Source organism: Streptomyces sp. NPDC018026 (assembly GCF_044327745.1).
Classification (GTDB): Bacteria; Actinomycetota; Actinomycetes; order Streptomycetales; family Streptomycetaceae; genus Streptomyces; species Streptomyces rubrogriseus.
Genome location: NZ_JBIRFY010000022.1, coordinates 1 through 25,863, shown reverse-complemented (window position 1 = coordinate 25,863; position 25,863 = coordinate 1). Strand labels below are relative to the sequence as shown.

Annotated in this window: 28 protein-coding genes and 2 pseudogenes; 11 read left to right on the top strand and 19 right to left on the bottom strand. The window is 69.4% G+C overall.

Going from position 1 to position 25,863, the window contains the following annotated elements; genetic code table 11:
• The first annotated feature begins 230 nt into the window (after positions 1–230).
• Positions 231–740: a peptide-methionine (S)-S-oxide reductase MsrA gene (gene msrA, locus ACH4D3_RS38475; protein WP_398332501.1), complete on the top strand. Its 510-nt coding sequence runs from the start codon at positions 231–233 to the stop codon at positions 738–740.
• A gap of 5 nt (positions 741–745) precedes the next feature.
• Here the strand turns inward: msrA (ACH4D3_RS38475) and ACH4D3_RS38470 are convergent, their stop codons facing one another.
• From ACH4D3_RS38470 to ACH4D3_RS38455, 4 genes are all read right to left on the bottom strand, one after another.
• Complete coding sequence (locus tag ACH4D3_RS38470; protein ID WP_398332428.1) at positions 746–1,357, bottom strand: GNAT family N-acetyltransferase; 612 nt, start codon at positions 1,355–1,357, stop codon at positions 746–748.
• A gap of 53 nt (positions 1,358–1,410) precedes the next feature.
• On the bottom strand, positions 1,411–1,920 hold the full coding sequence (gene msrA, locus ACH4D3_RS38465; RefSeq protein WP_398332427.1) for a peptide-methionine (S)-S-oxide reductase MsrA: 510 nt from the start codon (positions 1,918–1,920) through the stop codon (positions 1,411–1,413).
• Between the two features lie 20 nt (positions 1,921–1,940).
• Positions 1,941–2,420, bottom strand: a complete 480-nt coding sequence (locus ACH4D3_RS38460) for a peroxiredoxin family protein (protein ID WP_398332426.1) — start codon at positions 2,418–2,420, stop codon at positions 1,941–1,943.
• Between the two features lie 71 nt (positions 2,421–2,491).
• Positions 2,492–3,103, bottom strand: coding sequence for a sigma-70 family RNA polymerase sigma factor (locus ACH4D3_RS38455; protein ID WP_398332425.1), 612 nt, complete (start codon positions 3,101–3,103; stop codon positions 2,492–2,494).
• Between the two features lie 303 nt (positions 3,104–3,406).
• On the opposite strand from ACH4D3_RS38455, the gene ACH4D3_RS38450 reads away from it, so the two are divergent.
• Entirely contained in the window at positions 3,407–3,652 is a 246-nt protein-coding gene (locus ACH4D3_RS38450; RefSeq protein WP_398332424.1) for a DUF5133 domain-containing protein, read from the top strand.
• A gap of 27 nt (positions 3,653–3,679) precedes the next feature.
• Here ACH4D3_RS38450 and ACH4D3_RS38445 read toward each other — a convergent pair whose 3' ends face one another.
• The 4 genes from ACH4D3_RS38445 to ACH4D3_RS38430 all read right to left on the bottom strand — a co-directional run bounded on the left by ACH4D3_RS38445 (position 3,680) and on the right by ACH4D3_RS38430 (position 9,752).
• Positions 3,680–5,518, bottom strand: a complete 1,839-nt coding sequence (locus ACH4D3_RS38445; RefSeq protein WP_398332423.1) for a BTAD domain-containing putative transcriptional regulator — start codon at positions 5,516–5,518, stop codon at positions 3,680–3,682.
• 220 nt (positions 5,519–5,738) lie between these two features.
• Positions 5,739–6,395 (bottom strand): TetR/AcrR family transcriptional regulator, encoded by a 657-nt coding sequence (locus ACH4D3_RS38440; RefSeq protein ID WP_398332500.1) that lies wholly within the window; start codon positions 6,393–6,395, stop codon positions 5,739–5,741.
• A gap of 211 nt (positions 6,396–6,606) precedes the next feature.
• Positions 6,607–9,000: a glycoside hydrolase family 65 protein gene (locus ACH4D3_RS38435; RefSeq protein ID WP_398332422.1), complete on the bottom strand. Its 2,394-nt coding sequence runs from the start codon at positions 8,998–9,000 to the stop codon at positions 6,607–6,609.
• The gene (locus tag ACH4D3_RS38430) at positions 8,997–9,752 is read right to left on the bottom strand and encodes an HAD family hydrolase (RefSeq protein ID WP_398332421.1); all 756 of its coding nucleotides are present in this window, start codon (positions 9,750–9,752) and stop codon (positions 8,997–8,999) included. The genes ACH4D3_RS38435 and ACH4D3_RS38430 overlap by 4 nt, the downstream gene beginning before the upstream one ends.
• A gap of 454 nt (positions 9,753–10,206) precedes the next feature.
• On the opposite strand from ACH4D3_RS38430, the gene msrB reads away from it, so the two are divergent.
• From msrB to ACH4D3_RS38405, 5 genes are all read left to right on the top strand, one after another.
• Entirely contained in the window at positions 10,207–10,674 is a 468-nt protein-coding gene (msrB, locus tag ACH4D3_RS38425; protein ID WP_398332420.1) for a peptide-methionine (R)-S-oxide reductase MsrB, read from the top strand.
• A gap of 29 nt (positions 10,675–10,703) precedes the next feature.
• Complete coding sequence (locus ACH4D3_RS38420; RefSeq protein ID WP_398332419.1) at positions 10,704–11,033, top strand: hypothetical protein; 330 nt, start codon at positions 10,704–10,706, stop codon at positions 11,031–11,033.
• A gap of 105 nt (positions 11,034–11,138) precedes the next feature.
• Complete coding sequence (locus ACH4D3_RS38415; RefSeq protein ID WP_398332418.1) at positions 11,139–11,507, top strand: DUF6479 family protein; 369 nt, start codon at positions 11,139–11,141, stop codon at positions 11,505–11,507.
• 65 nt (positions 11,508–11,572) lie between these two features.
• Complete coding sequence (locus ACH4D3_RS38410; RefSeq protein WP_398332416.1) at positions 11,573–13,384, top strand: NHL domain-containing thioredoxin family protein; 1,812 nt, start codon at positions 11,573–11,575, stop codon at positions 13,382–13,384.
• Between the two features lie 512 nt (positions 13,385–13,896).
• A complete protein-coding gene (locus ACH4D3_RS38405; protein WP_398332414.1) occupies positions 13,897–14,415 on the top strand; it encodes a molybdenum cofactor biosysynthesis protein in 519 nt (172 codons plus the stop codon).
• A gap of 88 nt (positions 14,416–14,503) precedes the next feature.
• Here the strand turns inward: ACH4D3_RS38405 and ACH4D3_RS38400 are convergent, their stop codons facing one another.
• The 8 genes from ACH4D3_RS38400 to ACH4D3_RS38365 all read right to left on the bottom strand — a co-directional run bounded on the left by ACH4D3_RS38400 (position 14,504) and on the right by ACH4D3_RS38365 (position 19,365).
• Positions 14,504–14,827 carry a DUF6510 family protein gene (locus ACH4D3_RS38400; RefSeq protein ID WP_398332412.1) on the bottom strand — a complete coding sequence of 108 codons (324 nt, stop codon included), beginning with the start codon at positions 14,825–14,827 and terminating at the stop codon, positions 14,504–14,506.
• A gap of 1 nt (position 14,828) precedes the next feature.
• Entirely contained in the window at positions 14,829–15,584 is a 756-nt protein-coding gene (locus ACH4D3_RS38395) for a ferredoxin reductase (RefSeq protein ID WP_398332410.1), read from the bottom strand.
• Positions 15,554–16,153, bottom strand: a complete 600-nt coding sequence (locus ACH4D3_RS38390; protein ID WP_398332409.1) for a molybdopterin-dependent oxidoreductase — start codon at positions 16,151–16,153, stop codon at positions 15,554–15,556. The genes ACH4D3_RS38395 and ACH4D3_RS38390 overlap by 31 nt, the downstream gene beginning before the upstream one ends.
• Positions 16,154–16,394: 241 nt before the next feature.
• The gene (locus ACH4D3_RS38385) at positions 16,395–16,859 is read right to left on the bottom strand and encodes a DUF5709 domain-containing protein (protein ID WP_398332407.1); all 465 of its coding nucleotides are present in this window, start codon (positions 16,857–16,859) and stop codon (positions 16,395–16,397) included.
• Between the two features lie 91 nt (positions 16,860–16,950).
• Positions 16,951–17,301 (bottom strand): GNAT family N-acetyltransferase, encoded by a 351-nt coding sequence (locus ACH4D3_RS38380; protein ID WP_398332405.1) that lies wholly within the window; start codon positions 17,299–17,301, stop codon positions 16,951–16,953.
• A 48-nt stretch (positions 17,302–17,349) separates the two neighbouring features.
• A complete protein-coding gene (gene trxA, locus ACH4D3_RS38375; protein WP_398332403.1) occupies positions 17,350–17,679 on the bottom strand; it encodes a thioredoxin in 330 nt (109 codons plus the stop codon).
• Between the two features lie 48 nt (positions 17,680–17,727).
• A complete protein-coding gene (locus ACH4D3_RS38370) occupies positions 17,728–18,501 on the bottom strand; it encodes an SDR family NAD(P)-dependent oxidoreductase (RefSeq protein WP_398332401.1) in 774 nt (257 codons plus the stop codon).
• A 210-nt stretch (positions 18,502–18,711) separates the two neighbouring features.
• Positions 18,712–19,365 (bottom strand): TetR/AcrR family transcriptional regulator, encoded by a 654-nt coding sequence (locus ACH4D3_RS38365; protein ID WP_398332399.1) that lies wholly within the window; start codon positions 19,363–19,365, stop codon positions 18,712–18,714.
• Between the two features lie 377 nt (positions 19,366–19,742).
• On the opposite strand from ACH4D3_RS38365, the gene ACH4D3_RS38360 reads away from it, so the two are divergent.
• Positions 19,743–20,165 carry a VOC family protein gene (locus ACH4D3_RS38360; RefSeq protein ID WP_398332397.1) on the top strand — a complete coding sequence of 141 codons (423 nt, stop codon included), beginning with the start codon at positions 19,743–19,745 and terminating at the stop codon, positions 20,163–20,165.
• 221 nt (positions 20,166–20,386) lie between these two features.
• Positions 20,387–21,157, top strand: a complete 771-nt coding sequence (locus ACH4D3_RS38355) for a class I SAM-dependent methyltransferase (protein WP_398332499.1) — start codon at positions 20,387–20,389, stop codon at positions 21,155–21,157.
• A gap of 478 nt (positions 21,158–21,635) precedes the next feature.
• Here the strand turns inward: ACH4D3_RS38355 and ACH4D3_RS38350 are convergent, their stop codons facing one another.
• On the bottom strand, positions 21,636–22,901 hold the full coding sequence (locus ACH4D3_RS38350) for a hypothetical protein (RefSeq protein ID WP_398332396.1): 1,266 nt from the start codon (positions 22,899–22,901) through the stop codon (positions 21,636–21,638).
• A 277-nt stretch (positions 22,902–23,178) separates the two neighbouring features.
• Here ACH4D3_RS38350 and ACH4D3_RS38345 point away from each other — a divergent pair, with 277 nt between their 5' ends.
• Entirely contained in the window at positions 23,179–23,622 is a 444-nt protein-coding gene (locus tag ACH4D3_RS38345; protein ID WP_398332394.1) for a hypothetical protein, read from the top strand.
• Between the two features lie 91 nt (positions 23,623–23,713).
• On the opposite strand, the pseudogene ACH4D3_RS38340 reads toward ACH4D3_RS38345, so the two are convergent.
• Positions 23,714–24,120, bottom strand: a pseudogene (locus ACH4D3_RS38340) (hypothetical protein).
• Positions 24,121–24,215: 95 nt separating this feature from the next.
• Between ACH4D3_RS38340 and ACH4D3_RS38335 the strand changes: the two are divergent.
• Positions 24,216–24,463, top strand: a pseudogene (locus tag ACH4D3_RS38335) (transposase family protein); the annotation flags it as partial.
• Between the two features lie 575 nt (positions 24,464–25,038).
• Here ACH4D3_RS38335 and ACH4D3_RS38330 read toward each other — a convergent pair.
• Positions 25,039–25,656: a DUF6000 family protein gene (locus tag ACH4D3_RS38330; RefSeq protein WP_398332498.1), complete on the bottom strand. Its 618-nt coding sequence runs from the start codon at positions 25,654–25,656 to the stop codon at positions 25,039–25,041.
• Between the last annotated feature and the right edge of the window lie 207 nt (positions 25,657–25,863).

The window sequence follows — 25,863 nt, the reverse complement described above, 5'->3', positions numbered from 1 at the left end:
CCTCACTACGATCAGTTCATGCCTGGGCGGCATTCTCGGTTCATGAGTAGTAGCGGCACCGGACCACGGCGTCTTACCAGGGAGTGGGACAGACCTCGGCCCCGGAGGTGCACGGGTCCGGGCACTTGGTAAGAAGTCCGCGGCCGAGGCAGCCAACGATGGAGCGGCTGTCGGGTCCGTGCCGGCCGGCCGCAGCCGAAACCGGCCTTACATGAGGAGAACACGTCGTGGTGGCACCGGCGAGTGGGCGTGCTGTGTTAGCGGGCGGATGCTTCTGGGGCATGCAGGAACTGTTCCGCTGCTTCTCCGGTGTCGTGGGTACTCGTGTCGGCTACACCGGCGGTGAGGTGGTGGAACCGACCTACCGCAACCACGGCAACCACGCGGAGGCCGTCGAGGTCACCTACGACCCGGCCAGGACGGATTACCGCCGCATCCTGGGCTTCTTCTTCCAGATCCACGATCCCACCACGCTGCACTGGCAGGGCGACGACGTCGGCTCGACCTTCAGGTCCGCGATCTTCTACCTCGACGAGGAGCAGCGAGGCGTCGCGAGGACGGTGATCAAGGATGCCGACGCCTCCGGACTGTGGCCGGGGAAGCTGGTGACGGAGGTCGTTCCGTCCGGCACGTTCTGGGAGGCGGAGCCGGAGCACCAGAACTACCTCCGGCGTCATCCGGATGCCCACATGAGTCAGTACGTCCGGGAAGGCTGGAAGCTGCCCCGGCCACCGGCCTGATCAGGTCACGCGCCCTCTGCGGATGAGCGGCGCCCGGGCAGGCGCGGGACGTCCAGGTCCCCCTCTCGCAGCCGGTAGACCTGCAGGGTGAGTCCGTAGTACTTGTCCGTCTCACCCACCCATTCCATGCCCACGCGCCGAGCCGTCGCGATTCCACGCGTGTTGCGGGGGCGCACCACGGCGAAGACCTCGTCCACCCCCGCGGTGAAGGCGTAGTGGGCCGCACCGTGGCCCGCTTCGGTCGCCAGGCCACGTCCCCAGAAGCGTCTCGCGAGCTGCCAGCCGATCTCCAGGTCGACACCGTCGGGTGGCAGCGGCAGGATCGCGGCCCCGCCGACGAGCTCGCCGGTCTCCGAAAGCTCGATGGCCCAACGCCCCGAAGGGGGTTCGAGGCGCCGGCATTCCTCGATCCACTGGCCGAGCACTCGCTCCATGGCATCCCGGTCGGGCACCGGCGCCATGGCTGGGGCCAGCCACCGGGCGACCTCTTCCTCGCCGTACACGGCGACGGCGGCCGCGGCGTCGTCGGTCGACCATCGCCGCAGTACGAGCCGTTCGGTCTCGATGCGGGCATCGTCGACTCGTACCCGATGCTGTCGATCTGACGGACCAGGCATGTCTGCTCGTCCAAACCTTCGGGCCGCCGGGTCGGGCGGCGTCCTGCGACCCGTCAGGCCGACGCCTGGGGCAGCTTCCAGCCGTCCCGAACGAAGTGGCACGTGTAGCCGTTCGGGTAGTGCTGAAGGTAGTCCTGATGCTCGGGCTCCGCGATCCAGAAGGCTCCCGCGGGCACCACTTCGGTGACCACCTTGCCGGGCCACAGCCCGGATGCCTCGACGTCGGCGATCGTCGCCTCCGCGACCCGGCGCTGCTCGTCGTCGAGGTAGAAGATGGCGGACCGGTAGCTGAGGCCGATGTCGTTCCCCTGTCGGTTCAGCGTGGTGGGGTCGTGGATCTGGAAGAAGAACTCCAGAAGCACGCGGTAGGTCGTTGTGGACGGGTCGTAGGTGATCTCGATTCCTTCGGCGTGGCTCCCGTGGTTCCGGTAGGTCGGGTTCACGACCTCGCCTCCGGTGTAACCGACCCGCGTGGCCACAACGCCCGGGAGCGTTCGGAACAGTTCCTGCACTCCCCAGAAGCAGCCGCCGGCCAGTACTGCCTTTTCAAGTTCCGCTGCCATGTCGCACTCCCTGCCTATTTTTACTCGGTGTTTTCGCCCAAATAGCGGACCAGGCCGATGACGTCGTCCGGCACGAGCCGTCCGATGGCTCCGCTGGAATAGACGCTGACGGCCACGTTTCCGGACGGGTCGAGTACGAACCCGGTCGACTGCAGGTAGGCGGGTTCGGTGTTCACGAAGGCGCCGGTCGCGGCCGAGACCGCCGCGGCGTCGGCGCTGTGGCCGACCGGAAAGGTGAGGCCCAGCTTCGTGATCAGTTCCGCTGTCGTCGCCTCGTCGTCGACGGAAAGTGCGACGACCTCGACGCCTGCCTCCGCCAGACGCTGACCGGCCCGCTGGAAGGCGCGCAACTGCGCGTTGCAGTACGGGCACCAGGATCCGCGATAGAACAGCACGACGCCGAAGTGGTCTCCGAACGCGTCCGGCAGGGTGACCGACTCACCGCCCGTCAGGTTCAGGGTGAGGGCCGGGAACGGGTCTCCGGGGCTGAGCAACGGCATCACTGTCTCCTCATGATCTGTCGAGTGCTTGTCGGTCACCGGCTCGGACGGGCGCTGCATCCCAACGCCGTTCAACCCGCGGTGCCGAGATGGCCCTTCGCGACCAGTCTGGCGCGCAGCTTCTTGCGTGCGTCGAACATGGTCTTGTAGAGAGCGTTCCGGTTCGTTTCCAGTTCGTCGGCCAACGTCTCCAGGGAGGTCCCCTTGAGGACGACCTCGGTGAAGACCTGGCGCTGCCGGATGCTCAGCGCCGTGTCGACGGCATCCTGCACGGCCTCGACCAGTTCCTGTGCCTGGCAGCAGCTGACCGGGTCGGCCCCGGAGCGGTCTGGTACCTGCGCCCACTCCTCCGGTTCCAGACGGGCGGTCGACCCACGCCAGAAATGGCGGCTGAGCTTGCTGGAAACCTCGAGCACCACGAACCGGAAGGCCCAGGTGGTGAATCTCGCGTCACCACGGAATTCGTGGATTTTGCGCGTGATCCTCATCAAGGCGTCAGCAGCCGCTTGGTGGGCGAGGTCATTCAGCTCGGGTCCCGTGATCCGATAACGGAATCCCCGGCGGAAAGCGTCAGCCATCGCGATCCGGACCAGCAGCGCGTGCAGACGCGCACAGGTCGGTTCGTATTCCGCTCCACTCCTGTCGGTGAGCGCATCGACCCATGCGGCGGATTCCGGGTCCAAAGACCGCGGCCTCCTGAAATTCCTTTCTGCCGGAACCTCCTGATCGTCTCCGGCGGCGCTGCTTGAACCCGAGTGACACGTCTGTACGGCATCCGCAGGGTGCATAGTTCTCAAATCCCCAGGTCATCTCGTGTGAACAAGCCAACCACACCCCCATCTACAGACCGTCTACACCGAGTCGCCACTCCGCCCCTGGGAGACAACGCCGCATTTCCCCCACGGCTGGGCGAGGCAGGTAAGAACATTCGGGCCCGCAGCGCCAACGAAGTGGAATTCCCAACGATCCGAGGAGCAGGAACGCCGATGCTGATGCCACATCCCGCGGTACTGCGCAGGCTCTTAGCGGAGTACGAGGCGGCCGCGGTGAGCGAACCGGCCGACGCGACGGGCGAACCGGGCCCTCGGACCCGCGACCTCGCGTACACGCTGTGCGTGTCGACCGGCACCCGCGACGTGCGGCAGGCCCTGGAGACCGCCCGGCGCCGGCTGGCGGACGCCTCCGAGCCGACGCCCGGGCCCGGCGACTCGCACCCGAGCAGGCCGGACTGACGCCGCGGACGCACGAGCCGATGGGTGTCAGCCCCCGGGCGCCCGCTCGGGTGCCGCAAGCCGCTCGGCGGCGAACGCGGCGACGAGTGGGTTCCAGCTGTACCTGCCCGGCCCGACCTCGGCGATGAGGTGGGCGTGGACCAGCCGGGGCAGCGTCTGGCGGACCCGGTGTTCGGGCTGGTCGGTCAGGCGCGCGGCGTCGGACGCGGCGAACATGGCTCCGGGCACACCGCTCAGGGCACGGAAGAGGGACGCTGCCTCCGGATCCAGCAGACCGTAGGACCGGGCAATCGAGGCGCGGACGTCGAGTACCGGGTCCTCGTCACCGGCGAAGGCGTCCAGGACGCCGTGCCCGCAGGGAGCGTATTCGTCGGCCAGGCTCGCCAAATGCATCTGGGGGCGGTAGGCCGCGCGGGCCGCCACGTTGGCCAGCGCGAGAGGGAGGCGCCCGGCGAACTGGATCATACGGTCGACGGCCTCCGGCTCGGCCGCGGTCCTCGCCGCACCGAGACGACGGGCCAGGAAGCTGCGCGCGTCGGCCTGGCTCAGTGGCAGCAGGGTCAGTGGGAGCGCCTGGTAGGCGGCCACCAGCGTGTGCAGCTGCATGCGGCTGGTGACGAGGGCCATGGAACCGGGGCTCCCCGGAAGGAGGTCCTTGAGCTGATTCGTGCTGTCGGCGTTGTCGAGCACGACGAGCATGCGGCGCTTGGCCAGCAGACCGCGGAACATCAGCCCGCGGGCCTGCGCGGTCCCGGGCACGGCTTCCGGCCGCACCCCCAGGGCGTGCAGGAAGCCCGCGAGCACTTCCGCGGGGTCACGGGGTTCGGCGTCCGCGTCGACGCCGTGCAGGTCGGCGAAGAGCTGTCCGTCGGGGAAGCGGTCGGCCAGGCGGTGTGCGGTGGCTGTGGCGAAGGCCGTCTTGCCGACCCCTGCCATCCCGCCGACCACACAGATGGCCACCGAGGACGAGGCCGCCGCTTCGTTCGCCAGTCGCTCCAGCTGTTCCTGCTCCTTCTCACGCCCGACCAGGCCGGGGAGGCCGGCCGGCAGCTGCGCAGGTGCCTGGGGCGACCCGGAGTGCCGCTCACGGACCGGGCGGTCGGCGCTCGGCGGGAGCTGGAACCGCCCGGAGAGAATGCGCTCGTGAACCTGCTGCAGCTCCGGTGAGGGGTTGACTCCAAGGCGCTGACGCAGCAGGTGGCTGGTCGTGTGGTAGATCGTCAGTGCCTCGGACTGCCGTCCCGCTCCGTACAGGGCGGTCATGAGGAGACCGCAGACGCGCTCGCGCAGCGGGTGCTCGACGAGCAGGGCCGACAGCTCGGCGGCCGCCTCGGCATAGCGCCCCCGCTCCACTTCGCAGGCCAGCTGCTCCTCGGCGCAGGCGAGTCGCAGTTCGCCCAGCACGCTTCGCTGCATGCCGGCGAACGGTCCGGGAACGCCGGCCAGAGCGACGCCCTTCCACATTCCGAGGCTCTCGGACAGCAGCTCCGCCGCCAGTGCGAGGTCCCCACCGCTGCGCGCTTCGCGCGCCCGGGCCGTCGTCTGCCTGAAGCGGTTCAGGTCCAGGCCGTCCGGTCTGATGTGGAGCAGATAGCCGCCGTCGACGAGCCTGACGAAGCTGTCGCCGTGCTCACCGAGGGCCTGCCTGAGCCGGTAGACGTAGGTACGCACCGAGCCGACGGCGGAGGGCGGAGCTTCGTCGCCCCACACGTCCTCCACCAGCGTGGAGAGGCTGACCGGCCTGCCGGCTCTGAGCAGGAGTGAGGCAAGGACCGCGCACTGCCTCGGCTGTCCGGCCACCTCCTCGACACCGTGCTTGTGCAGTCGGACCGGGCCGAGGACCGAGAACTGGATGCCTGTGTGCATGGCTCGTACCGCCCTGAGGCCTTGTGAAGGTGAGTTGCCTGGCTGTCCGCGAGAGGGACCACCTTCCTCAAACGTACCGCAGCACGCCCCGAATTTCTGGACTAAATAGTCCCTTTCGAGACGGTCGTCCTTCACCTTTGTGAGAACTTGAACTCATCCGAACCGAAGCGAAGGGACGCCGCGCGCACGAACGGCAGTGCCCGGCACCCGCCGACGCCGGTCAGCCCACGTCGGAGCCGGCCTCCGCAGACGCTTCCCCGGCGGGCACCGCGTGCGCCTTGACGTGGGCGATCGCCATGTCGAGGGCGATACGCATCGGCTCGACGTCCCGCGCCGTCTGCGCGAGGAGGTAGCCGCCCTGCAGTGCCGCCATCAGACCGGTGGCGAGCCCGCTGACGTCGACGTCCGCGCGGAGGACCCCCGAGTCCCTCATACGGGCGAGCCCGGCTTCGAGGAGGTCTTCCCAGGCCGCGAAGTGCCGGGCCATCGCCCTGCGCGCCTCCTCGTCCTGGTCGGCCAGTTCGCTCGCCAGAGAACCGAGCGGGCAGCCGTATGCCCCGTTGTGCAGCGCGTTGCGCTCGATCAGTGCATCGCGCCAGCGTTCCAGTCCACGGAAGGAGCTGAGACGCTGCAGGTGTTGGTACTGGCGCTCGAGCACTTCCGCGGCCCGCAACGCGACGACGTCCCGCATCAAGGCGTCCTTGTCAGGATAGTGGCGGTACAGCTGGGACTTGCTCGTTCCGCTGGCCGCCCTGACGTCGTCGAGCGTTGTGAGCGCCACGCCTTTGACATACATCATGTCGGCAGCAGCTGTCAGGATGCGCTCTCGAGTCGCTCGCCCTCGCTCGGTGAGCCGAGAGTCGCCGTTGTCCCGCACCCGTCCTGCCACGTTGGCCAGGTTACTCCGGCAGAGATTAGCAGGATCGATACTGGACTACATAGTCCATTGCCAATGAGGCAAGGGACAGGCTGCTGCCGCTCTCCCCTCCCCCGCCTCTGGCCGACACGAGGATGGCGCCCGGGCCGGCGTCGGAGTGGGCCCTCGTGCCGTCTACGTCTCGTCGATCGAACCGCTCGCACGGGTCGGCTCATGGCACCGGAAGCCCGGTGTCGCGTCCCGTGCCCGTGCCCGTGGCCCGGCCGCGGCAGAAGGGCTCCCGTCCCGGCGCCTGACCGGGTGGGGGCAGGTGGGGTTGCTCGGTGACGGGAAGGCCGCGCGGGGCGTCCTTGGCCACGGTGACCGCGACGCCGTGGTGCCACAGCTTCAGCGGCGCGCCGTCCAGAAGGGTGTACGTGACCAGGGCGTGCTCGATCTCGACCAGGAGCCTGCGGCCCCGGATCCGCAACCGGAACGCCAGGCGGCTGAAGCGCTCCGGCAGTCTCGGCGCGAAGGCCAGGGAGTCGCCGCGCGGGCGCATGCCGCCGAATCCGGCGACGAGCGCGGTCCAGGTTCCCGCCAGGGAGGCCAGGTGGAGGCCGTCCCTGGTGTTGCGTTCGAGGTCCTCCAGGTCCATCAGAGCCGCCTCCACGAGGTACTCGTAGGCCAGGCCCAGGTGGCCGACCTCCGCCGCCACGACGGCCTGGCAGGAGGCCGAGAGAGAGGAGTCGCGCACGGTGAGGGGTTCGTAGTAGGCGAAGTTGCGGGCCTTGTGCGCCGCGTCGAAGAACTCTCCGCGCGTGTACATGGCCAGGACGAGGTCCGCCTGCTTGATCACCTGCTTGCGGTAGAGGTCGAAGTAGGGGAAATGGAGCAACAGGGGGTACTGATCGGGGCTTGTGCCGTCGAAGTCCCAGTGGTCGAGCCGGGTGAAGCCCTCGTGTTGCTCGTGGACGCCCAACCGCGGGTTGTAGGGCAGGTGCACGGCGTCGGCGGCGTCCCGCCAGCCGGCTGCCTCCTCTTCGTCCCAGCCCAGCTCGGCGGCACGGTCGGGGGAACGGGCCGCGGCGTCCGCGGCGGCGCGCAGGTTCGCGGCCGCCATGAGGTTCGTGTACACGTTGTCGTTCTTGATCGCGGTGTACTCGTCCGGCCCGGTGACGCCGTCGATGTGAAACCGTCCGCGATGGTCGTGGTGCCCCAGGGACCTCCACAGGCGGGCGGTCTCCACGAGCAGTTCCAGTCCGCAGTCCCGCTCGAAGTCGTCGTCGCCGGTTGCGGCCACGTAGCGGACGACGGCGTCCGCGATGTCGGCGTTGACGTGAAAGGCGGCGCTGCCCGCCGGCCAGTAGGCCGAGCACTCGGCGCCGTCTATCGTGCGCCAGGGGAACGCGGCGCCCCGCAGTCCGAGCTGGGCGGCCCTCGCGCGTGCGGCCGGCAGGGTCGAGCGGCGCCATTCCAGGGCCGCGCGCACGGCCGAGGGTTCGCTGTAGGTGAGCAGGGGAAGCACGAAGCTTTCCGTGTCCCAGAAGGCGTGGCCGTCGTACCCGGAGCCGGTGAGTCCCTTCGCGGGCAGGGCCCGTACCTCGGCGCGGGCTCCGGCCATGAGTACGTGGAACAGGGCGAAGCGCACGGCCTGCTGGATCCTTTCGTCCCCGTCGACCTCGACGTCGGCGCGGGCCCAGAAGCCGTCGAGGTAGGTGCGCTGTTCGGCGGCGAGCCCCTGCCATCCGTCGCTGCGGGCGCCGGCCAGGGCGGCGTCGACCTGATCGCGCAGGCCCGGCAGCGATCGGGTGGCCGACCAGCCGTAGGCGACGAGTTTCTCCAGTCTGAGCCGCTGTCCCGGCTTGAGCACGGAGGTCACCGTCAGCCGTCCGACGTCTTCGCTGCTCTCGCTGCTCAGCCGAGTGCCGTTCGGGCCCGTCACGCCATGGTCGGCCGCCGCCGCCACCCTGAGCCCGCTGCCCCGGGTCCGGTGCACCAGTCGCAGCCTGTTGTGCTCCGCGGCGTGTTCCACGGACACCAGCGGCGACCGCAGCGTCCTGGCGACCCGCGGGTCGCCCTCGGCGTGTGGCAACTCCTCGTTCGCGACGAGCTCGGACTGCAGTACCACGCGGACTTCGCACTCCAGCGGCTCCACCTCGTAGACCACGGCGGCGACGGCCCGTTGCGCCAGGGACACCATGCGGGACGACCGCACCCGCACGCCGCGGCCGGAGGGCGACGTCCACTCGCAGGTACGGTGCAGCACGCCGGCGCGCAGGTCGAGCACCCGCTCGTGGCGGTGCACCTCGCCGTAGCGCAGGTCGAAGGGTTCGTCGTCCACGAGCAGCCGAATGACCTTGCCGTTGGCGACGTTGACGACCGTCTGACCCGACTCGGGGTAGCCGTAGCCCACTTCGGCGTAGGGCAGGGGGTGCAGTTCGTGGAATCCGTTGAGGTAGGAGCCGGGCAGGCCGTGCGGTTCGCCCTCGTCGAGATTGCCGCGCCATCCGATGTGGCCGTTCGACAGGGCCATGACGGACTCGCTCTGAGAGAGCGTGTTCAGATCGAGCGAGGTCTCCCGCAGGGTCCACGGCTCGACGGCGTAGGACGGCTGGTCGATCACGGTCGCACCCCCCTGCCCGGGGTGCCGACGAGGCGGGCAAGGTCCGCGACGACCGTGTCGGCACCGTGGGCGTACAGCTCGTCCGCCCGGCTCACCCGGTCGACGCCGACCACCCAGCCGAAGTGGCCCGACCGGCCGGCGTCCATGCCCGCCAGCGCGTCCTCGAAGACCGCGCACTCGGCGGGACTCTGGCCGAGATCGCGGGCGGCCGCGAGGAAGGTGTCGGGGTGGGGCTTGCCCCGTAGTCCCCGCCTCTCGGCCACCAGTCCGTCGATCCACGCGTCGAAGAGCGTCTCCGCATCCGCTTCCCGGAGGATCTCGCGGCAGTTGGTACTGGACGTGACGATCGCGGAGGGTACGCCCCGCTCGCGGAGTGCCATCAGGTAGTCCATGGTGTCCCGGCAGACCTTGACCCCCTGCGTTCGGACCCGCTCCTCGAACAGCCCGCTCTTCCAGAGTCCGAGTCCGTGCACCGTGTCCAGGCCGGGCGGGTCGCCGGGACGGCCCTCGGGCAGCTCGACGCGGCGCGAGGCGAGGAAGGTCCGCACGCCGTCGGCCCACGGGCGCCCGTCGACGAATCGCCGGTAGTCGGTTTCCAGAGTGAAGGGACGGAATTCGTCGCCCTCGTGTCGTCGAAGCAGCACGTCGAACGCCTCTTTCCACGCGGCGGCGTGGACCGAGGCCGTGTCGGTGACGACACCGTCGAGGTCGAAGAGACAGGCCCGTATCGTGCCGGGCAGGCCGAGTACCACGTGTGTCCTCCTCGGGCTCCGGTGGAGCGGCGGCTCCGGTGCAGCGGCCAGCCTCCCGTGCGGAGCCGCCGCGCCGGAAGGCCGGTAGAGCGGCGGTAGAGCGCTGGTAGATGCCGGCTGCACGTGGTGGGCGCCGAGGGAACCGGCGGGTCTCGTGCACCGCTGCGGACTCCGGGGCTCAGTCGCGACGGCGGGCACCCGGGACCCGGCCGGGCCGGACCAGCGGTGGCCACCCGGACGTGTCGCACGGCGGGGGCACCAAGCTGTCCAGGGCGGACGGCGGCGGACTCACCGGCGTCCTGGCCGACGGACGGCTGCGGGACTTCGGTCGGTGTCGCGGCCGAGGAGGCCAGCCCCGAGCCCGGAGCCCGGTGCCCGGTGCCCGGTAAGAACTCCGGCGTCCGCGACGCAGTACCTGTGAGGAACCGACGCATCGCGCCGTCCGGAGGTGGACATGCCTGAGTACCGCAGGAGCCCGGAACGCATCTCGCAACTCACAGACCAGCAGTACCGCGTGACCCAGCAGGACGAGACCGAGCCCTCGTTCGCCAACGCCTACTGGGACAACAAGGCACCGGGGATCTACGTGGACGTCGTCTCGGGCGAGCCCTTGTTCGCCTCGGTGGACAAGTACGACAGCAGGACCGGTTGGCCCAGCTTCACCAAGCCGCTGGAGACCGGCCACGTCGTCGAGAGGCCCGACACGAGCCACGGCATGCTTCGCGTGGAGGTCCGGTCGGCCCGCGGCGACAGCCATCTCGGGCACCTGTTCCCCGACGGGCCCGACGACCGCGGCGGGCTGCGGTACTGCGTCAACTCCGCGTCCCTGCGCTTCGTCCCGGCCGCGGAACTGGAACAGGAAGGCTACGGACAGTACTTGAGTCTCTTCGACGCCCACGGCAAGAGCGACACCGGAGCCTGAGAGCGGGCTGCCGCCAGGAGGAGCGCACCATGACCGAGAACCTCGACGGCCCGTCGGCCGAGGACGGCGCCGAAGTACCGGCCGACCGGATCGCCGCCGCCGTCACGGCGGGCACCATCGTCTACGAGGACGGCGCCACGCAGTCCTTCGAACCGGACGGTGCCACCCGCTACACCGAGCGGGGGCGCGAGACGACGGGTACGTGGTCCGTCGACGAGGACGGACACTTCTGCTCCTTCTGGCCGCCCGACTACCGGGCCTCCTACGACCTCCGATGGTCGGTGGAGGAGGGGCGCGTCGTCGGCCTGCGCTTCGCGGACCTGCGGAGCGGGGCCCGCTTCGACGGCCGCTATCAGTGAGTGACCACGGGGCGAGCGCCGGACCCGGCCCGGGCGTCGCCCACTTCAACGACGAAGCGGCGCATCACTGGCGTTCCGTACCGGACGAGAGGACAGCAACACTCCATGAACACCGAAGCGTACGAACCGCTCGCCGCGTCCTCACACACGCTCCCGACGGTCGCCTTCGCAGGAGGGCTGGTGATCGCGGGCGCGTTGGTCTGGGCCGTGTGCCTGGGCGTGCGGGTCATGGATCGGGAGCCCCGGCGTCCCCTCGCCGAAGAGCACGGCATGCTTCCGGCGACCGGGGCCGTCCACGAGGAGTTCGAGAGGCGTGAACCCGACGAGATCCCGCCGGCGGCGGACGGGACCCCGCGCCTGAGGCCGTACCAGCTCCATCACTCCCCCAGCCGTCGGAGCGCGGACCAGACGCGCCTCCGCTGGCTGCCGGGTTCGAGCGGAGCCTTTGGCAGCGGTGGGCCAGGTCACGTATGACGGGCACTCTGTGGCTCCCGCCGCGCCGCAGGCGGGGCACGCCGACCGTGTGGTTGGCTTGAGGCATGGCGAAGCGCATCCGGGTTCGCGCCCCTGAGCTGGAGGGCAGGGGCGGCTGGATCAACACCGGTGACCGGGAGCCGACGCTGGCGGCCCTGCGCGGGCGGATCGTGATCGTCGACTTCTGGACCTCCTGCTGCATCAACTGCCTGCACGCCCTCGACGAAATGCGCGGGCTGGAGGAGCGGCACCGGGACACCGTGGTGATCGTCGGCGTGCATTCACCGAAGTTCGCGCACGAGGCCGATCACCGGGCCGTTCTGGACTCCGTCGAACGCTACGCGGTCGAGCACCCCGTGCTGGACGACCCTGAGTTGGCGACTTGGAAGCAGTACGCGGTACGCGCCTGGCCCACCTTCGTCGTGATCGATCCCGACGGCTACGTCGTCGCCCAGTACGCGGGCGAGGGCCACGCGCCCGCCATCGAGCGGCTGGTCGAGGAGCTGGAGACCGAGCACCTGGCCAAGGGCACCCTGCGGCGCGGCGACGGCCCGTACGTGGCGCCCGAACCGGAGCCGACGATCCTGCGCTTCCCCGGCAAGGCGCTGCTGCTGCCCTCCGGGACGTTCCTGGTCAGTGACAGCACCCGGCACCAACTGGTGGAGCTGGCACCGGACGGTGAGAGTGTCGTGCGGCGGGCCGGGAGCGGCGAGCGGGGCTTCGCGGACGGTGCCGCCGACGGCGCGTCGTTCAACGAACCGCAGGGCCTGGCTCTGCTCGACGACGGCTCGGTGGTCGTCGCCGACACCGTCAACCACGCACTGCGCCGCTACGACCCCGTCACGGGCGTCGTCTCCACCCTGGCCGGCACGGGCCGGCAGTGGAGGCGTGGAGAGCCCACGTCGGGGCCGGCCCGTTCCGTCGCTCTCTCCTCGCCCTGGGACGTCGCCCTGTGGAACGACCGGGTGTGGATCGCCATGGCCGGCGTGCACCAGCTGTGGGCCTACGACCCGCGGGACGACAGCGTCGCCGTCACGGCGGGGACGACCAACGAAGGTCTCGTCGACGGGCCCGGCGCCGAGGCCTGGTTCGCGCAGCCGTCCGGGCTGGCGGCGTCCGGGGAGCGGCTCTGGGTCGCCGACTCCGAGACCTCCGCCCTGCGCTGGGTCGACCTCGACGGCACGGTCCGAACGGCCGTCGGGACCGGACTGTTCGACTTCGGGCACCGGGACGGTCCGGCCGGGCAGGCGCTGCTGCAGCATCCGCTGGGCGTGACGGCCCTGCCCGACGGCTCCGTGGCGGTCGCCGACACCTACAACCACGCCCTGCGCCGCTACGACACGGCGACCGGCGAGGTCAGCACGCTCGCCACCGACCTGCGCGAGCCCAGTGACGCCGTGGTCGCCGGGGACCACATCGTGGTCGTCGAGTCGGCCGGGCACCGGCTGACCCGGTTGCGTCTGCCGCGGGAGGCCGCGCGTCCGGCGGTCGCCGACCACCGCACCCGTCGGGACGTGACCGAGGTGGCACCGGGCATCGTACGACTGGAGGTCGTCTTCCGAGCGCCCGCCGGACAGAAGCTGGACACGCGATACGGGCCCGCGACCCGGCTCCTGGTCTCCGCCTCCCCGCCCGAACTGCTGCGCGCCGGGGAGCGCGCGGAAACCGGCCCGGCCCGCCTGCTCGAACTGGACCCGACGGTCCAGGAAGGCGTGCTGCACGTGTCCGCCACGGCCGCGTCCTGCGACGACGACCCGGAGATCCCGTTCCCGGCCTGCCATGTCCACCAGCGGGACTGGGACATTCCGATCCGTCTCGCCGACGGCGCGGCGGACAGCCTGTCGCTCGTGCTGTCCGGCCGGGACGACGACGCCTGACACGGCGGTCAGAACCCGTCCGCCCGTCTCCGAGGTCGTTCCGTCCACTGCGCCTCTACCGCGCGTCGACACCCGGTCGCGCGGCCTGCCACCGCGCGGGCCGCCGGACTACGATCGGGCGGACCGAGGGGGCCGGAGTCCGCGGTCCGAAGGGTCCGGCGGTGCGCAGCCGATCACATCCCGGCGGCCCTCAGCGGTTCGCCTCGCCACCGGAAGGCCAGGAGAGATGACCAGTGCGCTCGACCACCTGTCCGACGCCGGTGTCTCCTCCCGCAACGGCCGGGACGGCCGGGACGGCCGGGTCTCCGTCGAGGCCGCCCCCGTTTCGCACACGGCACCGCCGCGGGCGGCGACTGGGACCTCCGTACGCAGCGGCGCTACGGAATATGGGGTGGAATGGACGAGGCGGAGCCGGACCGGCCGGGCGGGCAGGCGTCATCGTCCCGCTCGTGCGGCCGCGCCGCAGCCGACCGCCGTTGCCCCACCGGCACAGGAACGGAGTCCGTCTCGCCATGAGTATCCCCGACAGCCTCCCCAGCGAGGTGGAGGTCGTTCAGCTGCTCGTCTCGCCGGTGCACCGATACGCCGGACGCCCGGCCGACGGCGCCGCGGCTGACCCGGACGGTGGCCTGGTCGAGCAGGTCGAGGTGCGCAGCCGGCTGGGGATCGTCGGCGACCGCTACTTCGCCCGGCCGGCGCACCGGGACGCGGCGGTCACCATGATGGCCGTGGAAGGTCTGCCCGTCGGCGCCGATCTCCGGCAGACCCGCCGAAACGTCCTGCTCCGTGGCATCGACATCGACTCCTGCATCGGCCGGACCGTCGAACTCGACGGCGGCGGCGGCCCCGTGGCGCTGGCGGTCAACCGAGCCGCACGGCCCTGCGCGTGGATGGACGCCGTCATCGGGCCCGGCGCGCAGCGGGCGCTCCGGGGAAAGGGCGGTGTCCGGTGCACCCCGCTGACCGACGGTGTGATCCGTGTCGGCACGGCGCGCTTTCGCGTCGTGGAGCAGCCCGACGAAGGCGAGTAGCACTTCGCCGGGCTGTACGTGCGCGTGCGGGCGGAGGGACGGGCGGGCGGGCCTCCCGACGGTCGGGGACACCTGTGCGCCGCCACCGTCAGGCCCCTTGGACTCCCGCCTCACCCAGAGGGATCGACAGCAGGGCGACGCCGGTCATGTCGAGGCATGCGGCACCCCTGGCACGCACCATGCGCAGCACGACTGCGCCGCACTGCTGACAGCGCGCGACGAGGCCCGGGGCCTTGTCGTACACGTGGAGACGGGCGAGCGGACCCGTACAACCGCAGTACGCGCACCGGCTCGTCGCGGCGGTGACGTCGACGGCGAACACCTCGGAGAGGGGGCCCGCCAGCGCGTTTCCGTCGATGTGTCCGTCGGGGACGCCGTCCGCGTCAGGTTCATCCGTCCTCGTCGGCGCCATCTCAACCTCCACTGTCGCCGAAACGTTCGGTGCGGACACGCTCCGGCGCGTGTCCGAGCAACACCAGGTAGGCGGCCGCCTTTTCGACGAATCCCGTCGGCCCGCACACATAGCAGGTCGGCTCGAAGTCGGGGGGCCAGCCCTGTCGTGCGAGATCGTCGGGCGTGATGCGACCGGGAGGCCGCGGCGCGCCCTCGGGTGTCTCCCGGGTGTAGAGATAGGTGGTGTCCAGCCCCGGCGACCCCATGCGCAGCTCGGAGCGGTACAACAGGTCCTCCGGGGTCCGCACGGAGTACAGGAGGCGGAACGGCACCCTGCTGCCGGCCGCCTCGCGAGCGCGGACCATGCTCATCAGCGGCACCAGGCCGGAACCGCCCGCCACGAGCAGCACCGGCTCGGTCTGCCGGTGGCTCCAGACGAACCAGCCACCGACCGGGCCGCGCAGTTCGAGCTGGTCGCCGGGGGCGAGTTCGTCGACCAGATAGGGCGACACCTCGCCGTCGGCCAGGCGCTGCACCGTGAGTTCGAGGCGCCCTTCCCCGGGCGCGGAGGCGATGGAGTAGCTGCGCTGGGTGCTGTACCCGTCCTCCGCGGTCAGCCTCACGTCCATGTGCTGGCCGGCCGTGTGCCCGGGCCAGTCGGGCACGTCCAGCTCCAGTGTCACGGCTGTGGCGGATTCCGTCCGGCGGCCGGTCACCTCGGCGACCCGCCACCGAAGCCGCTCTCCTAGTCTCCCTGGTACCGCTGTTCTCGCCATGGGTCTCCGTAGTTGTGGTAGCCGGCGCCTTCCCAGAAGCCGGGAACGTCGCTCTCTCTCAGGTGGATGTCTCGCACCCACTTCGCGGACTTCCACAGGTACAGGTGCGGGACGAGGAGCCGGGCCGGCCCTCCGTGCTCGGGTGTCAGGTCGCCTCCGTCGTAGCCGTAGGCGATCCATGCCTTGCCGTCGAGCAGATCGGCGAGCGGAACGTTGGTGGTGTAGCCGCCGTAGGAGCCGACAAGGACATGTTCCGCCGCCGTCTCCACGTCCGCCAGCAGGACGTCCAGGGAGACGCCCCGCCATTCGGTGCCGAACTTCGACCATTTGGTCACGCAGTGCAGGTCGACCGTCGGGGACTCCGCGGGCAGGGCCATCAGGCCGTCCCAGTCCCAGGTGTGCCGCTGCCCCGTCTCGGTGGTGACGGACAGTTCCCAGGTCTCTCGGGGCACACGAGGGGTGGGCCCGGCGGACAGCACCGGGAAACTGGTGGTCTCGTACTGACCGGGCGGCAGTCCGGCACTGTCGAGCGGCCTTCGGCCGTGGAAACCTCGCGAGACGATGGCCATGGTCGCCGTCCTTCGCTGTCGGTTGTCGATGCCGTCGTGACGGCCGTGTGTGATGGGCGTCGGCGGGCGGTGGCTTCTTACCTCCCACCGCCCGCGAGGCCCGGTACACCCTGTCCAGCCCTGCCGCGGCGGCCCGCCCGTGCGGTTTTGCACGGTTCTGCCCCACTTCCACGCTACCCGGGCTGCCGGGCAGGCGCCGCCCCGCGACCGGGCGCGACGCGGCGGCGGTGGACGCGGACCTTCAGAAGTCGTCGTCGGCGTCCGGCACGATGTGGACGGCCGCCTCCTCCGCGGAGGACGCCCCGCCGTCGATGCCGACGTCCCGCGCCCAGTAGTCGTCGCCGTCGTAGCCGGTGGTCACGATGCCGGTGTCCCAGCTCAGGAGGCGCCCCGCGCGCTTGTCGCCGACCTGGTCGTCGATGAGTTCTCCGTCCGTACCGACCGTGTCGCCGAGCCCGTCGCCGTCGTCGTCGGACGGGTCGTTCTCCGGGAGCTCCCGCCGCAGCCGGTGCGTGAGGTCCTCGTGGGAAGCTCCCTCTCTCGCGGTGAGTCCCCATTCGTTGACCGCGAAGGGTGATTCCGCCGGTGAGTAGCCGCGGTCGAGAACGTCCTCGCCGAGCTCGTCCTCGTCGTAGCCCTCCTGCGACCGGAGCGGATTGGAGGCCGAGGACTCCTCGAAGGAGGGGAAATCTTCAGAAGCGGTCATCACGGTCTCCAGGCCATGGACGGAGTGATGTGAACGCCGATGCCTTCGGGCCGCGGCGGGGTGGACGGCTCCGGGGAACGCTCGCGCGCGCTCAGCCCCGAGCCCGTCCCCAGCTGCCGGGATGACCGGGGTCGATCAGTTTCTCGTATACGGGATTCTGCTCGATGAACCGGTCGACCACCGGACAGTAGTTGGTGATCGTCGCGCCCTTGGCGGCGAGGTCGTCGAGGACGAAGCGCACCAGGAGACGGGACAGGCCTCGACCCCGGTGGTCTTCCTTGATCGTCGTGTGGGTCAGCACTCGTCGTGAGCCGACCGTCTCGTAGACCAGCATGCCCACCGTGTGACCGTCGTGGCGCAGCTCGTAGTAGCGGTTGTCCGCGTTGTCCGCGACCTCGACGTTCTCTTCGTCCGTCCGGCCGCGCTGTCCGCCGCTCATCATGGTCTCGCTCCTCCGGTCGCCTGCGGGGCACCCGGTCGGTCCGACCGACTACTGCAGGAACGCCGCCAGCTTCTGTTCCAGGGCTGTCTTCGGCATGGCGCCGACCACGGTCTCGACCACCTTGCCGCCCCGGAACACATGCAGGGTGGGGATCGACCTGACGCCGTACTCCGCAGCCGTGCGGGGATTCGCGTCGACGTCCAGCTGGACCACCTCGATCCTGTCCCGGTACTCGGCCGCCAGCTGTTCCAGGACGGGCGCGACGAGACGGCAGGGGCCGCACCACTCGGCCCAGAAGTCGACGAGCACGGGCTTGTCGTTCCCGATCACCTCCTGCGCGAACGTCGTGTCGGTGACGTCTGTGAGGCTGCCTGCCATGCTGTGCTCCTTCTTATGAGGGCAGATGCGGGAGCTCCGGTCCGGGGGTCAGTTGCGGCCGGCCATGACGCCGCCGTCGACGTTGAGGATGGCGCCGGTCGTCCAGGCCGATGCGGGCGACAGCAGGAAGACGATCGCTGACGCGAGGTCCTGCGGGGTCCCTACCCGGCCGAGCGGGTGCAGTCCGCCGAGCTGCTCCATGGCCCCGTCCAGCTGGTCCGCCGGGAAGACCTTGTCGAACAGCGGGGTGCGGGTGACCGCGGGAGCGACGGCATTGACCCGGATGCCCTCGCCCGCCAGTTCGTAGGCCAGGTTGTGGGTGAGGGCGTGCAGTCCTGCCTTGGCCATGGAATAGGCCGACGAGGGGGTCGCGCCGATGGCCTGGTGCGCCCACATGCTGCCCACGTTCACGATGGCGCCGCCCTGTCCGCCGGCGATCATGCCCCGCACCACGGTCTGGGTCAGGAAGAACATGGCCCGGTTCAGGTCGTGGTAGGCCTCGTAGTCCCCCACCTCGTGGTCGAGGAAGGGCTTCGGGGTGAAGAACCCCGCGGCATTGACGAGGAGGGTGGCGTCCGGGTGGTCCTCCGCCAGCTGCTTCTGCGCTTCGACGACGTCGTCCCGGTCCGCCAGGTCGGCGGCGACCGACCACGCGGCGCCGGATCGCGAGAGGGCCGCCACGGCGTCGTCGAGCTTGTCACCCGCGCGGCCGACGAGTACGGCGCTGCCGCCCGCCGCCATGACGTTCTCGGCGGTCTTGAGCCCCATTCCACTGGCGCCACCGACCACGACAATCTTCTTGCCCTCGAAATCCGTGACCATGAGAACCCTCCTGCGCTGAACAGTGAATGCCTCTTCATGCTCTGCGATCGACTGTGCCACGGTCCGGTCTACCAGGGCTCTACAGCACCTCTACGACGCGCGTTCCCCGGCACTCCGGGCCTCGTGCGGTGCATAGGTCCCGGTGCACTCCGACCACCGGAGACGCTCGCCCGGCGCCCGATCCGCCCAGGGGGTCCGCGGTCGTCCCGCTCACTCGCCGCCGGTCTGCTCCCCGGCGGCTGCGGCGTATCTCTTGACGTGGGCGATCGCCATGTCGATGGCGATCTTCATGGGCGCGACGTCCCGCGCGGTCTGGGCCAGGAGGTAGCCCCCCTGCACGGCTGCCATCAGGCCGGTGGCAAGCTTTCCCGTGTCGGCGTTGTGCACAAGGATCCCCGACTCCCTCATTCTCGCGAGCCCCGCCGCGAGCAGCCCCTCCCAGGTGGCGAAGTGGCGGGCGATCGCCTGGCGCGCCTCCTCGTCCTGGTCGGCCAGCTCACCGGCCAGGGAACCGAGCGGACAGCCGTAGGCGCCGTTGTGCAGCGCATTTCGTTCGATCAGCGCATCGCGCCAGCGTTCCAGCCCTCGGAAGGAGTTGAGCCGGCGCAGTTGCTGTTGCTGGCGTTCGAGCATTTCGGCGGCCCGCAGGGCCACAACGTCCCGCACCAGGGCGTCCTTGTCGGGGTAGTGGCGATACAGCTGGGACTTGCTCGTTCCGCTGGCTGCTCTGACGTCGTCAAGGGTCGTGAGGGCGACACCCCGGACACGCATCATGTCGTCGGCTGCCCTGAGGATGCGCTGTCGAGTCGCTCGGCCACGCTCGGTCAGTCGGCTGTCACCTGTGTCGCGCACCTGTTCTGCCACGCCGGCCAGGCTACCGTGGAGCCCGATTTCCCTAGGTGAACGCGTCGGATCGCTTCTGGTCAGCCTGGTCCGGAGCCGGGTCGGCTCGGCCCGCCTGGCCAAGGAGATCTCGTCCGGAGACCTGCCGGACGGGCCCGAACACGCCGTCCTCGCCGACCAGTTCACCAGCGCGTGGCACATCGCCTTGTGGTGAGTGGCCGGGGTCTGTGCGCTGGGCGCGGTCCTGGTGTTCGCCATGCTCGCCGGTGCCTCCGCGCCGCGGGCCGCGGGCTCCGCCCCGCAGCCCGCGCGGAGCCCCGAGTCCGAGAACCAGCACGCCTGCGACCGGCGGTCGGGCCCGGCGCACTCCCCCGACACCGGACTACAGTGGGCGCGCCATGCCCGATCTCTTCGGAATCAATCATCTGACGCTGTGCACGGCCGACCTCGACCGGCTCGTGGGGTACTACACGGAATTCCTCGGAGCGGCGCTCGCGTTCGAGCGCGCCGCGACAGGTTCCGATCCTCGGATCGCAGTCATCGACGTCGGCGGGGACGACCATCTGATGATCGTCGAAACCGCCGCCGCCCCCACGACTGACCTCGATCCCCTCGGCAATGCGGGATGGGGGCTTCGCGTGGGCACCTACGCGCAGCTGTGCGAGGTTCGCGACCGAATCCTGGATGCCGGGTGGCCGGTCGGACCGATCGCGACACTCCCCACACAGTGGACGATGACAGCTCGCGATCCAGATGGACGCCCCGTGGACGTCCGGGCGCATCGCCCACGCACCGCTCCGCGGTCGCGCAACACTGACTGACGATTGCCTCGACTTGCACAACCGCCCCACCGGCGAAGTGGGGACCTGCGTCGGTGCGGCGTGTCGCGGTTTCTCACGAAATCCGGTGGAGTCTCGGCGGCCGGAAGTGGTTGGGTCCTGCTCAATGCCTCGCTGACACGGCCCGGCACAGTGCGAGGCGCAAGGTCCGAAATCGCAGGGCGGTCCAGCCTGCGCGTCGTCGAGTGATGGAGGTTGTCGCGATGGCTGGTTATGGGGCGCTTTCCGACGTGTACGAGTGGCTGATCGGGGACGACAGGTTGACCCCCGCCAAGGCGGCCGCGGTGTACTACAGCGATGTCGTGGGCTCTCTGCCGCCCAACGCACGCGTCCTCGACTGCGCGTGTGGAACCGGACAGCTCGCCGTCGGTCTCGCGAGTCTTGGCCTTGACGTGGTCGCCGCAGACGCCAGTGACGGGATGGTTCGCCGGACCGAGAAGGCCGCCGACGAGCAGCGTGTCCCGCTTCGAGCCCTCCGCGCGAGTTGGGACGAGCTGCCCGACCACCTGCAGGACTCCACGTTCGATCTGGTGTTCTGCGTCGGCAACTCGCTCGGACACGCCGAGGGCGCAGCCGGGCGCCTGACCGCACTGGAAGCGATGTCGCGGCTGCTGAATCCGGGCGGACGCCTAGTGCTCCACTCACGCAACTGGGAGCTCGTGCGCTCCGCCGGCTCACGGGTAGACGTCCGTGATCGGCTCATCCGCCGCAACGACCGCGATGCGGTCGTCAGCTACTACTGGCAGATCGAACCGCGTTGGGAGCAGGAACACTTCCTCGAGATCGTGGTCGCCCAGGTCGAGCCGGATGGGGCAGTGCGAGCCTGCTCGGAGCGGTTGTCCATCTGGCCCTACCGGTACGAGGACCTCGTGGCGCAGTTGCGGAGCATCGGGCTCACGGTGCAGTCCACCACCTTCGACCCCGAGAGCGATGGATACCTGGTGGTCGCCGGCCGCGACCATGTGAGCGTTTGATTCCCGACTGTCGGTTTCATTTGGTTTAGACGTCGCTTCTTATGGCGGCTGTAGCGACGAAGGACCGTGATCGGCTCGTCGGACGCGGCTGCTCCGGTCAGCGAGGCATGCGCCGTCCTGGCTCCCGTGCCGCGCCCAACGACCGGAGCGGACGAAAGGCATCGAACCGGAGGCACGTATGCCTGACAACACGTCTTCCACGACCGGGACACCGGGCGGGAACTCGACGTCATCACGCAGCGGATCACCCCGCCCCCTCCTTCGATGACCTGCTCCGCTCGGAGGACAGCGTACGCATCACCCCGGACGGGTCGCCCGGCGAGCTGCTGCCGTCCACGACTCGAGCGAGCCCGAAGCGTGCCCGCCGAGGCCACTGGTAACCCGGGCTGTTGGAAGTTGCGGAATGGCTGATCTCTCTCAGCCTGGCGCGAGTTGCTTGTGTGCAGGAGTCCTGGGAGCGGATGTTGGACGGCTCGGGTCAATTGGCCTCCCCCAGGTAGCTCAGGGCTTGGCGGAAGTCGTCCAGGGCGGGCCTGAACTCGCCGGCGGCGGTGTGGAAGGTCGACCGGTCGATCAGGAGTCTCGCCAGTGTCCGCGGTCCCTGCACCGGGTCGTGCTGAGCCAGCCGACGGGCCAGGCACACTCCGTCGTGGAACAGGGAGCCCACCCGCTCCACGAACAGATGGGTCCGGTGCTCCCAGTAAACGGCGGAACGGACAGTGAGAACCCGATGCAGGCGGACCAGTTCGGCCAGATGCCGGTCAGGATCCTCCGTGGCTCGCGGAGCAAGGGCATCGACTTCTTCACGTAGGGCATGACGGCTGTCGAAGTAGCGCTGCGTGGTGTCGGACGACCACCGCATGACCCCAACCCCCGAAGGCGGACGAGGCCCATCGGACGGAGGCCGATCGCTGTCGGCGCCGGACATGGTCAGCAGCACCGCCCAGAACGACGCTTGGTAGCCACTCCAGGATTTGCGTTCACCGGTGTCCGCCAACTCTGTCAGCAATGCGAGTGCGTCCTGCCGCACGTGGGCAGCCTGCTCGCCTCGGCCGTTGGCGTCGAGCATGTGTGCATACCCGATGAGTGAGTAGAGATGGCAGGCCATCGGGCCGCTGTCGTTCGCGGCTTCGGCCGCTTCCATGCCAACGAGTGTCTCGAACGCTGCGAGTGCTTCGTCGAACCGGCCGGCATCATGGAGAGCGGCGATCCACTCAAGGAGTGACCAAGCGAGAGCCCCACTGCGGGACCCGTGGGGCAGGATCGCATTGACCAACTCGGTCATGGCATCGGCAGCCTCGGCGTACCGGCCTTCCTCGGAGAGACCGGCAGCCCAGTCTTCCAGTCCTTGGACCGCGGAGTTTCCGCTCGCTTCGGCCTGTGCCCGGCCAATGGCGAGCATCTCTGCGCGCATGGCAAGTCCCTCTGCGCGTCGGCCCGCCATGTACAGCTGTCGCTGGCACGAGTCGAGGGCCTGGTACAGAACGTTGGCCCGGGCAGTCTCAGCCGGGTCGATGGACCGCGCCGCGGCCACCGCCTCCTCGCACAGCGCGAGCGAGAAGGGATGCCACTCGCCGACGCTGGCGTCGTAGCTCAGGCGTTGCAGCGCCCTGGCCAAGAGAGGAAGGTACGCGGCGGGGCTGACCTGGGAGAGCACCCGGTAGGCGTCAACTTCCTCGCCCGGCGTGCGGCGTCCCGACGCGAGCAGCACGTTCCGCGCTCGCACGATGTCGTCCTGATCCACTTTCCCCGAGTGATTCATAACGGAAATTCTGGGCGCCCCGGAGAGGGGCGAACAAGGCAAACCGCATGTGCCGTTCCTCCTACGAAAACACCCTCTGACCTGTCATGATGGATGTGACATCACTTCCCCGGAGTCCACCAACACCCGGGCCTGGCAGATCGGCGGTCTGCCGCTGCAAGCACTCGCAGCGGCAGCGCAGTTGGGGCGCCGACACCCAATTGACCCGATCCCTCCTACGGAGCTGGCGATGTCAGTGCGGGTACTCATAATGCGGGCCATGAGTGAGCGCTACGAGATCGTCCTGTCCTGCTTCCTGCGTTGCGACGTACCAGAGTCCGTCCTGGCCGCCTGTCGCTGGCACCTGGGCATGACCTCCGACTGTCCAGAGGGCCTGGACGAGGAGGAGCATCCCTGGCCGCTGCTCCTCACGTCTCCCGGCAGCCGACTACCAGGAGGAGACTCGGCAACCCTGCGTCGTTCGGAGTCGATGGAGGACGAACGAGGCCACCCCGTGTGGGAACTCTTCGCGCGCAACTACTGGGTCGATGACAATCTGCTGATGCTGGACGCCCTGCTGGCTCTGGTCGCACCACACATCGCAGTCCAGGGATACGGGGGCTATCTGCGTCACGAGCACGACACGGAGCCGACCGTGTTCGTGTTTCGGGATGGGGGCTGTGCGCAGGTGCCGCTGGGATACTTCGGCCGATCCAAGACCTGAGCCCTCCCGTTTCGTGTGAGGCGGTACTAAGGGCTGTTCCGCAAAGATCTTGGCTCCGAGTGCGGAGCCGTCTGGAGAGCTGGCGAGGTTTTCAGCCGGTGGTTCGTGAGGTGTCCAGGGAGCGGGCGAAGTCGGCGAGTGTGTGGAAGTCGTTCTCCCGGAGGCCGATCCGCGGGTTGACGTGGTGGAGCAGCCCGGGCCCTTGGTGGTGGGCGGTCACGTAGGTCTGATCCAGTTCGCTCTGCTCGTCGTCCACCCAGGCGAAGGGACGGTCGCCTGCGTAGTCCACGAAGGGAAGTTCCGGAAGGCCGAGGACCGGGGCGATCCAACGGTTGGCGTCGTCCATCCATGTGGTGGCCCAGCACAACTCGAAACCGAGTTGGAGACGTCGTTCCGGAGGACTCTGAGTGTGGTGTAGCCGTCGGGACGCCTCTCCGGCTTGGCCGCGTAGGGGTTGAGCGGCCCGTCCACGTCGAGGAACAGCAGCGGTCGGTTCACGGTTTCCCCCGGGTCTTGCGCACTGTCGACTGCCCCGATCAGCGTAGTTGTGGGGGTTGTCTCGGCATTGAACCGGCCTGAGTGATGGTCATGATGTGGCGAGTGTGATCACGGCATCGGAGCCGTCCTGGACAACTCCCTTCGCGGAGCTAAGCCCGCGTGCCCTGGCCAACTGCTGACGACGCTGCGGCGCAATGGAGCAGATGTGGTCCATCGAGGCCGGCCAAGGAGCTTGCCGCTGGAGGACCGGGTGTTGCTGGTCACGGCCTACTGGCGCACCAATCTGACGTTGCGACAGCTCGCTCCGCTGTTCGGCGTCTCGAAGTCCACAGCCTGTCGGGTCCCCGCACAGCGGCAGAACTTCCACTCGGCTCTCGCCGCCGCAGGACTCCCCCGCAGAGTGGCGCATTGGCTCACCGTGCCGGAGTGCCCGCCCTCCTGTCCCAGCTAGTCACCTCCGATGAGGAGATCACCCACCAACAGCTCGACGATCTCCCCAACACGCCGACGCGGTGCTGCCGTCGCGCGACGAACGATTGGAGGCCATGCCCCGCAGGGCGGACACCTCTTGGCCCGCGCACCACTCCCCGACCGCGACTGCGCCGGGCCCTGGAACTGCCCAACTGTTCCCCGGCCAGGAGCCCGCATGCCCTCTCGGAGCCACCTACCTCAATCTGAAGCTCCGCCGACATGGCATCGCGCCTCGCACCGGCCGCAACAACGCTCGTCTCGCGCTGGCCACCGACCTGCCGGCGTCCGTCCTGGCCGACTTCACAGGCACCAGCATCAGCAACGCCACCCGTTGGACCGGATAGGCCAGACGCGACTGGCTCGACTACATCGCGGCCCGCACACAGATCTGACCGCTCCCCCGGGCGGCGGCCGTGGTCCAAAGAGACCACCACAAGACGGGGGCGGTCATCGTGCTTCTGCGCACTCGTCGACGAACGCGCAAAGCCGACGAATGAGGCTCAAGAAGAAGGGGGTGGGGTCCGAGTCGCCCTGCATGTGAGGTGCATCCTGAAGCCACTGCTGCCACAGGCCCCCTGGTTCCCTGAAGCGGTCGGCTTGACCACCTCCAAGGTTCAGGTCGATGAACTCGAGAGCGCCCATGACGACGGTCTGGTCGTACGCGAGGTCAGGGCGAGGGAGGTAGCGGTCCAGGTAGGCGGCGAGCAGATCGGCGTCGCGCGCCGTTCCGAAGCTGGCCAGGGCCACGCTGTAGGCCAGCCCAACACAGCAGACCTCGCTGGCCAGCAGGAGTTCCCCGAGGCGCTCACGGAACTCGGTCCGACGGGAGACAGCTATGAACCAAGCAGCAGTTCTCCGTTCTCTCCAACCGCCCTCAAGGAGCGTGGCGATCTCATCCGGGGCGATGAGTCCCGCGTCCTCACCGAGATCTCGCATGAATCGGTCGTACTCGGGACTCTGCATGCGCAGCAAGCTGCCACCGAGCTTCAGATAACGCCGCTCGGGCGTGACATACCGGCGAACCAGGGCTAGCAACTCGGCATCGTCACGAGGATCGCGTATCACACGACCGATCTTGCCTCGCTGATACGGAATCGAGCCAGCCCGTTCCTTGCCCTGCTTGGCGAGGGCAGGCAATGGCCCACGCAGCTTCCGCGGTGTGGCCGTGCACGTGAACGTGGCCCTGGCAAGATTTTCGTGAAGCGGGGTTGTGCCTCCGTGCGCCGGTGACGCACCGTCACGGGTAGCTGCGGCGGAGGTGGGCCATGAGGA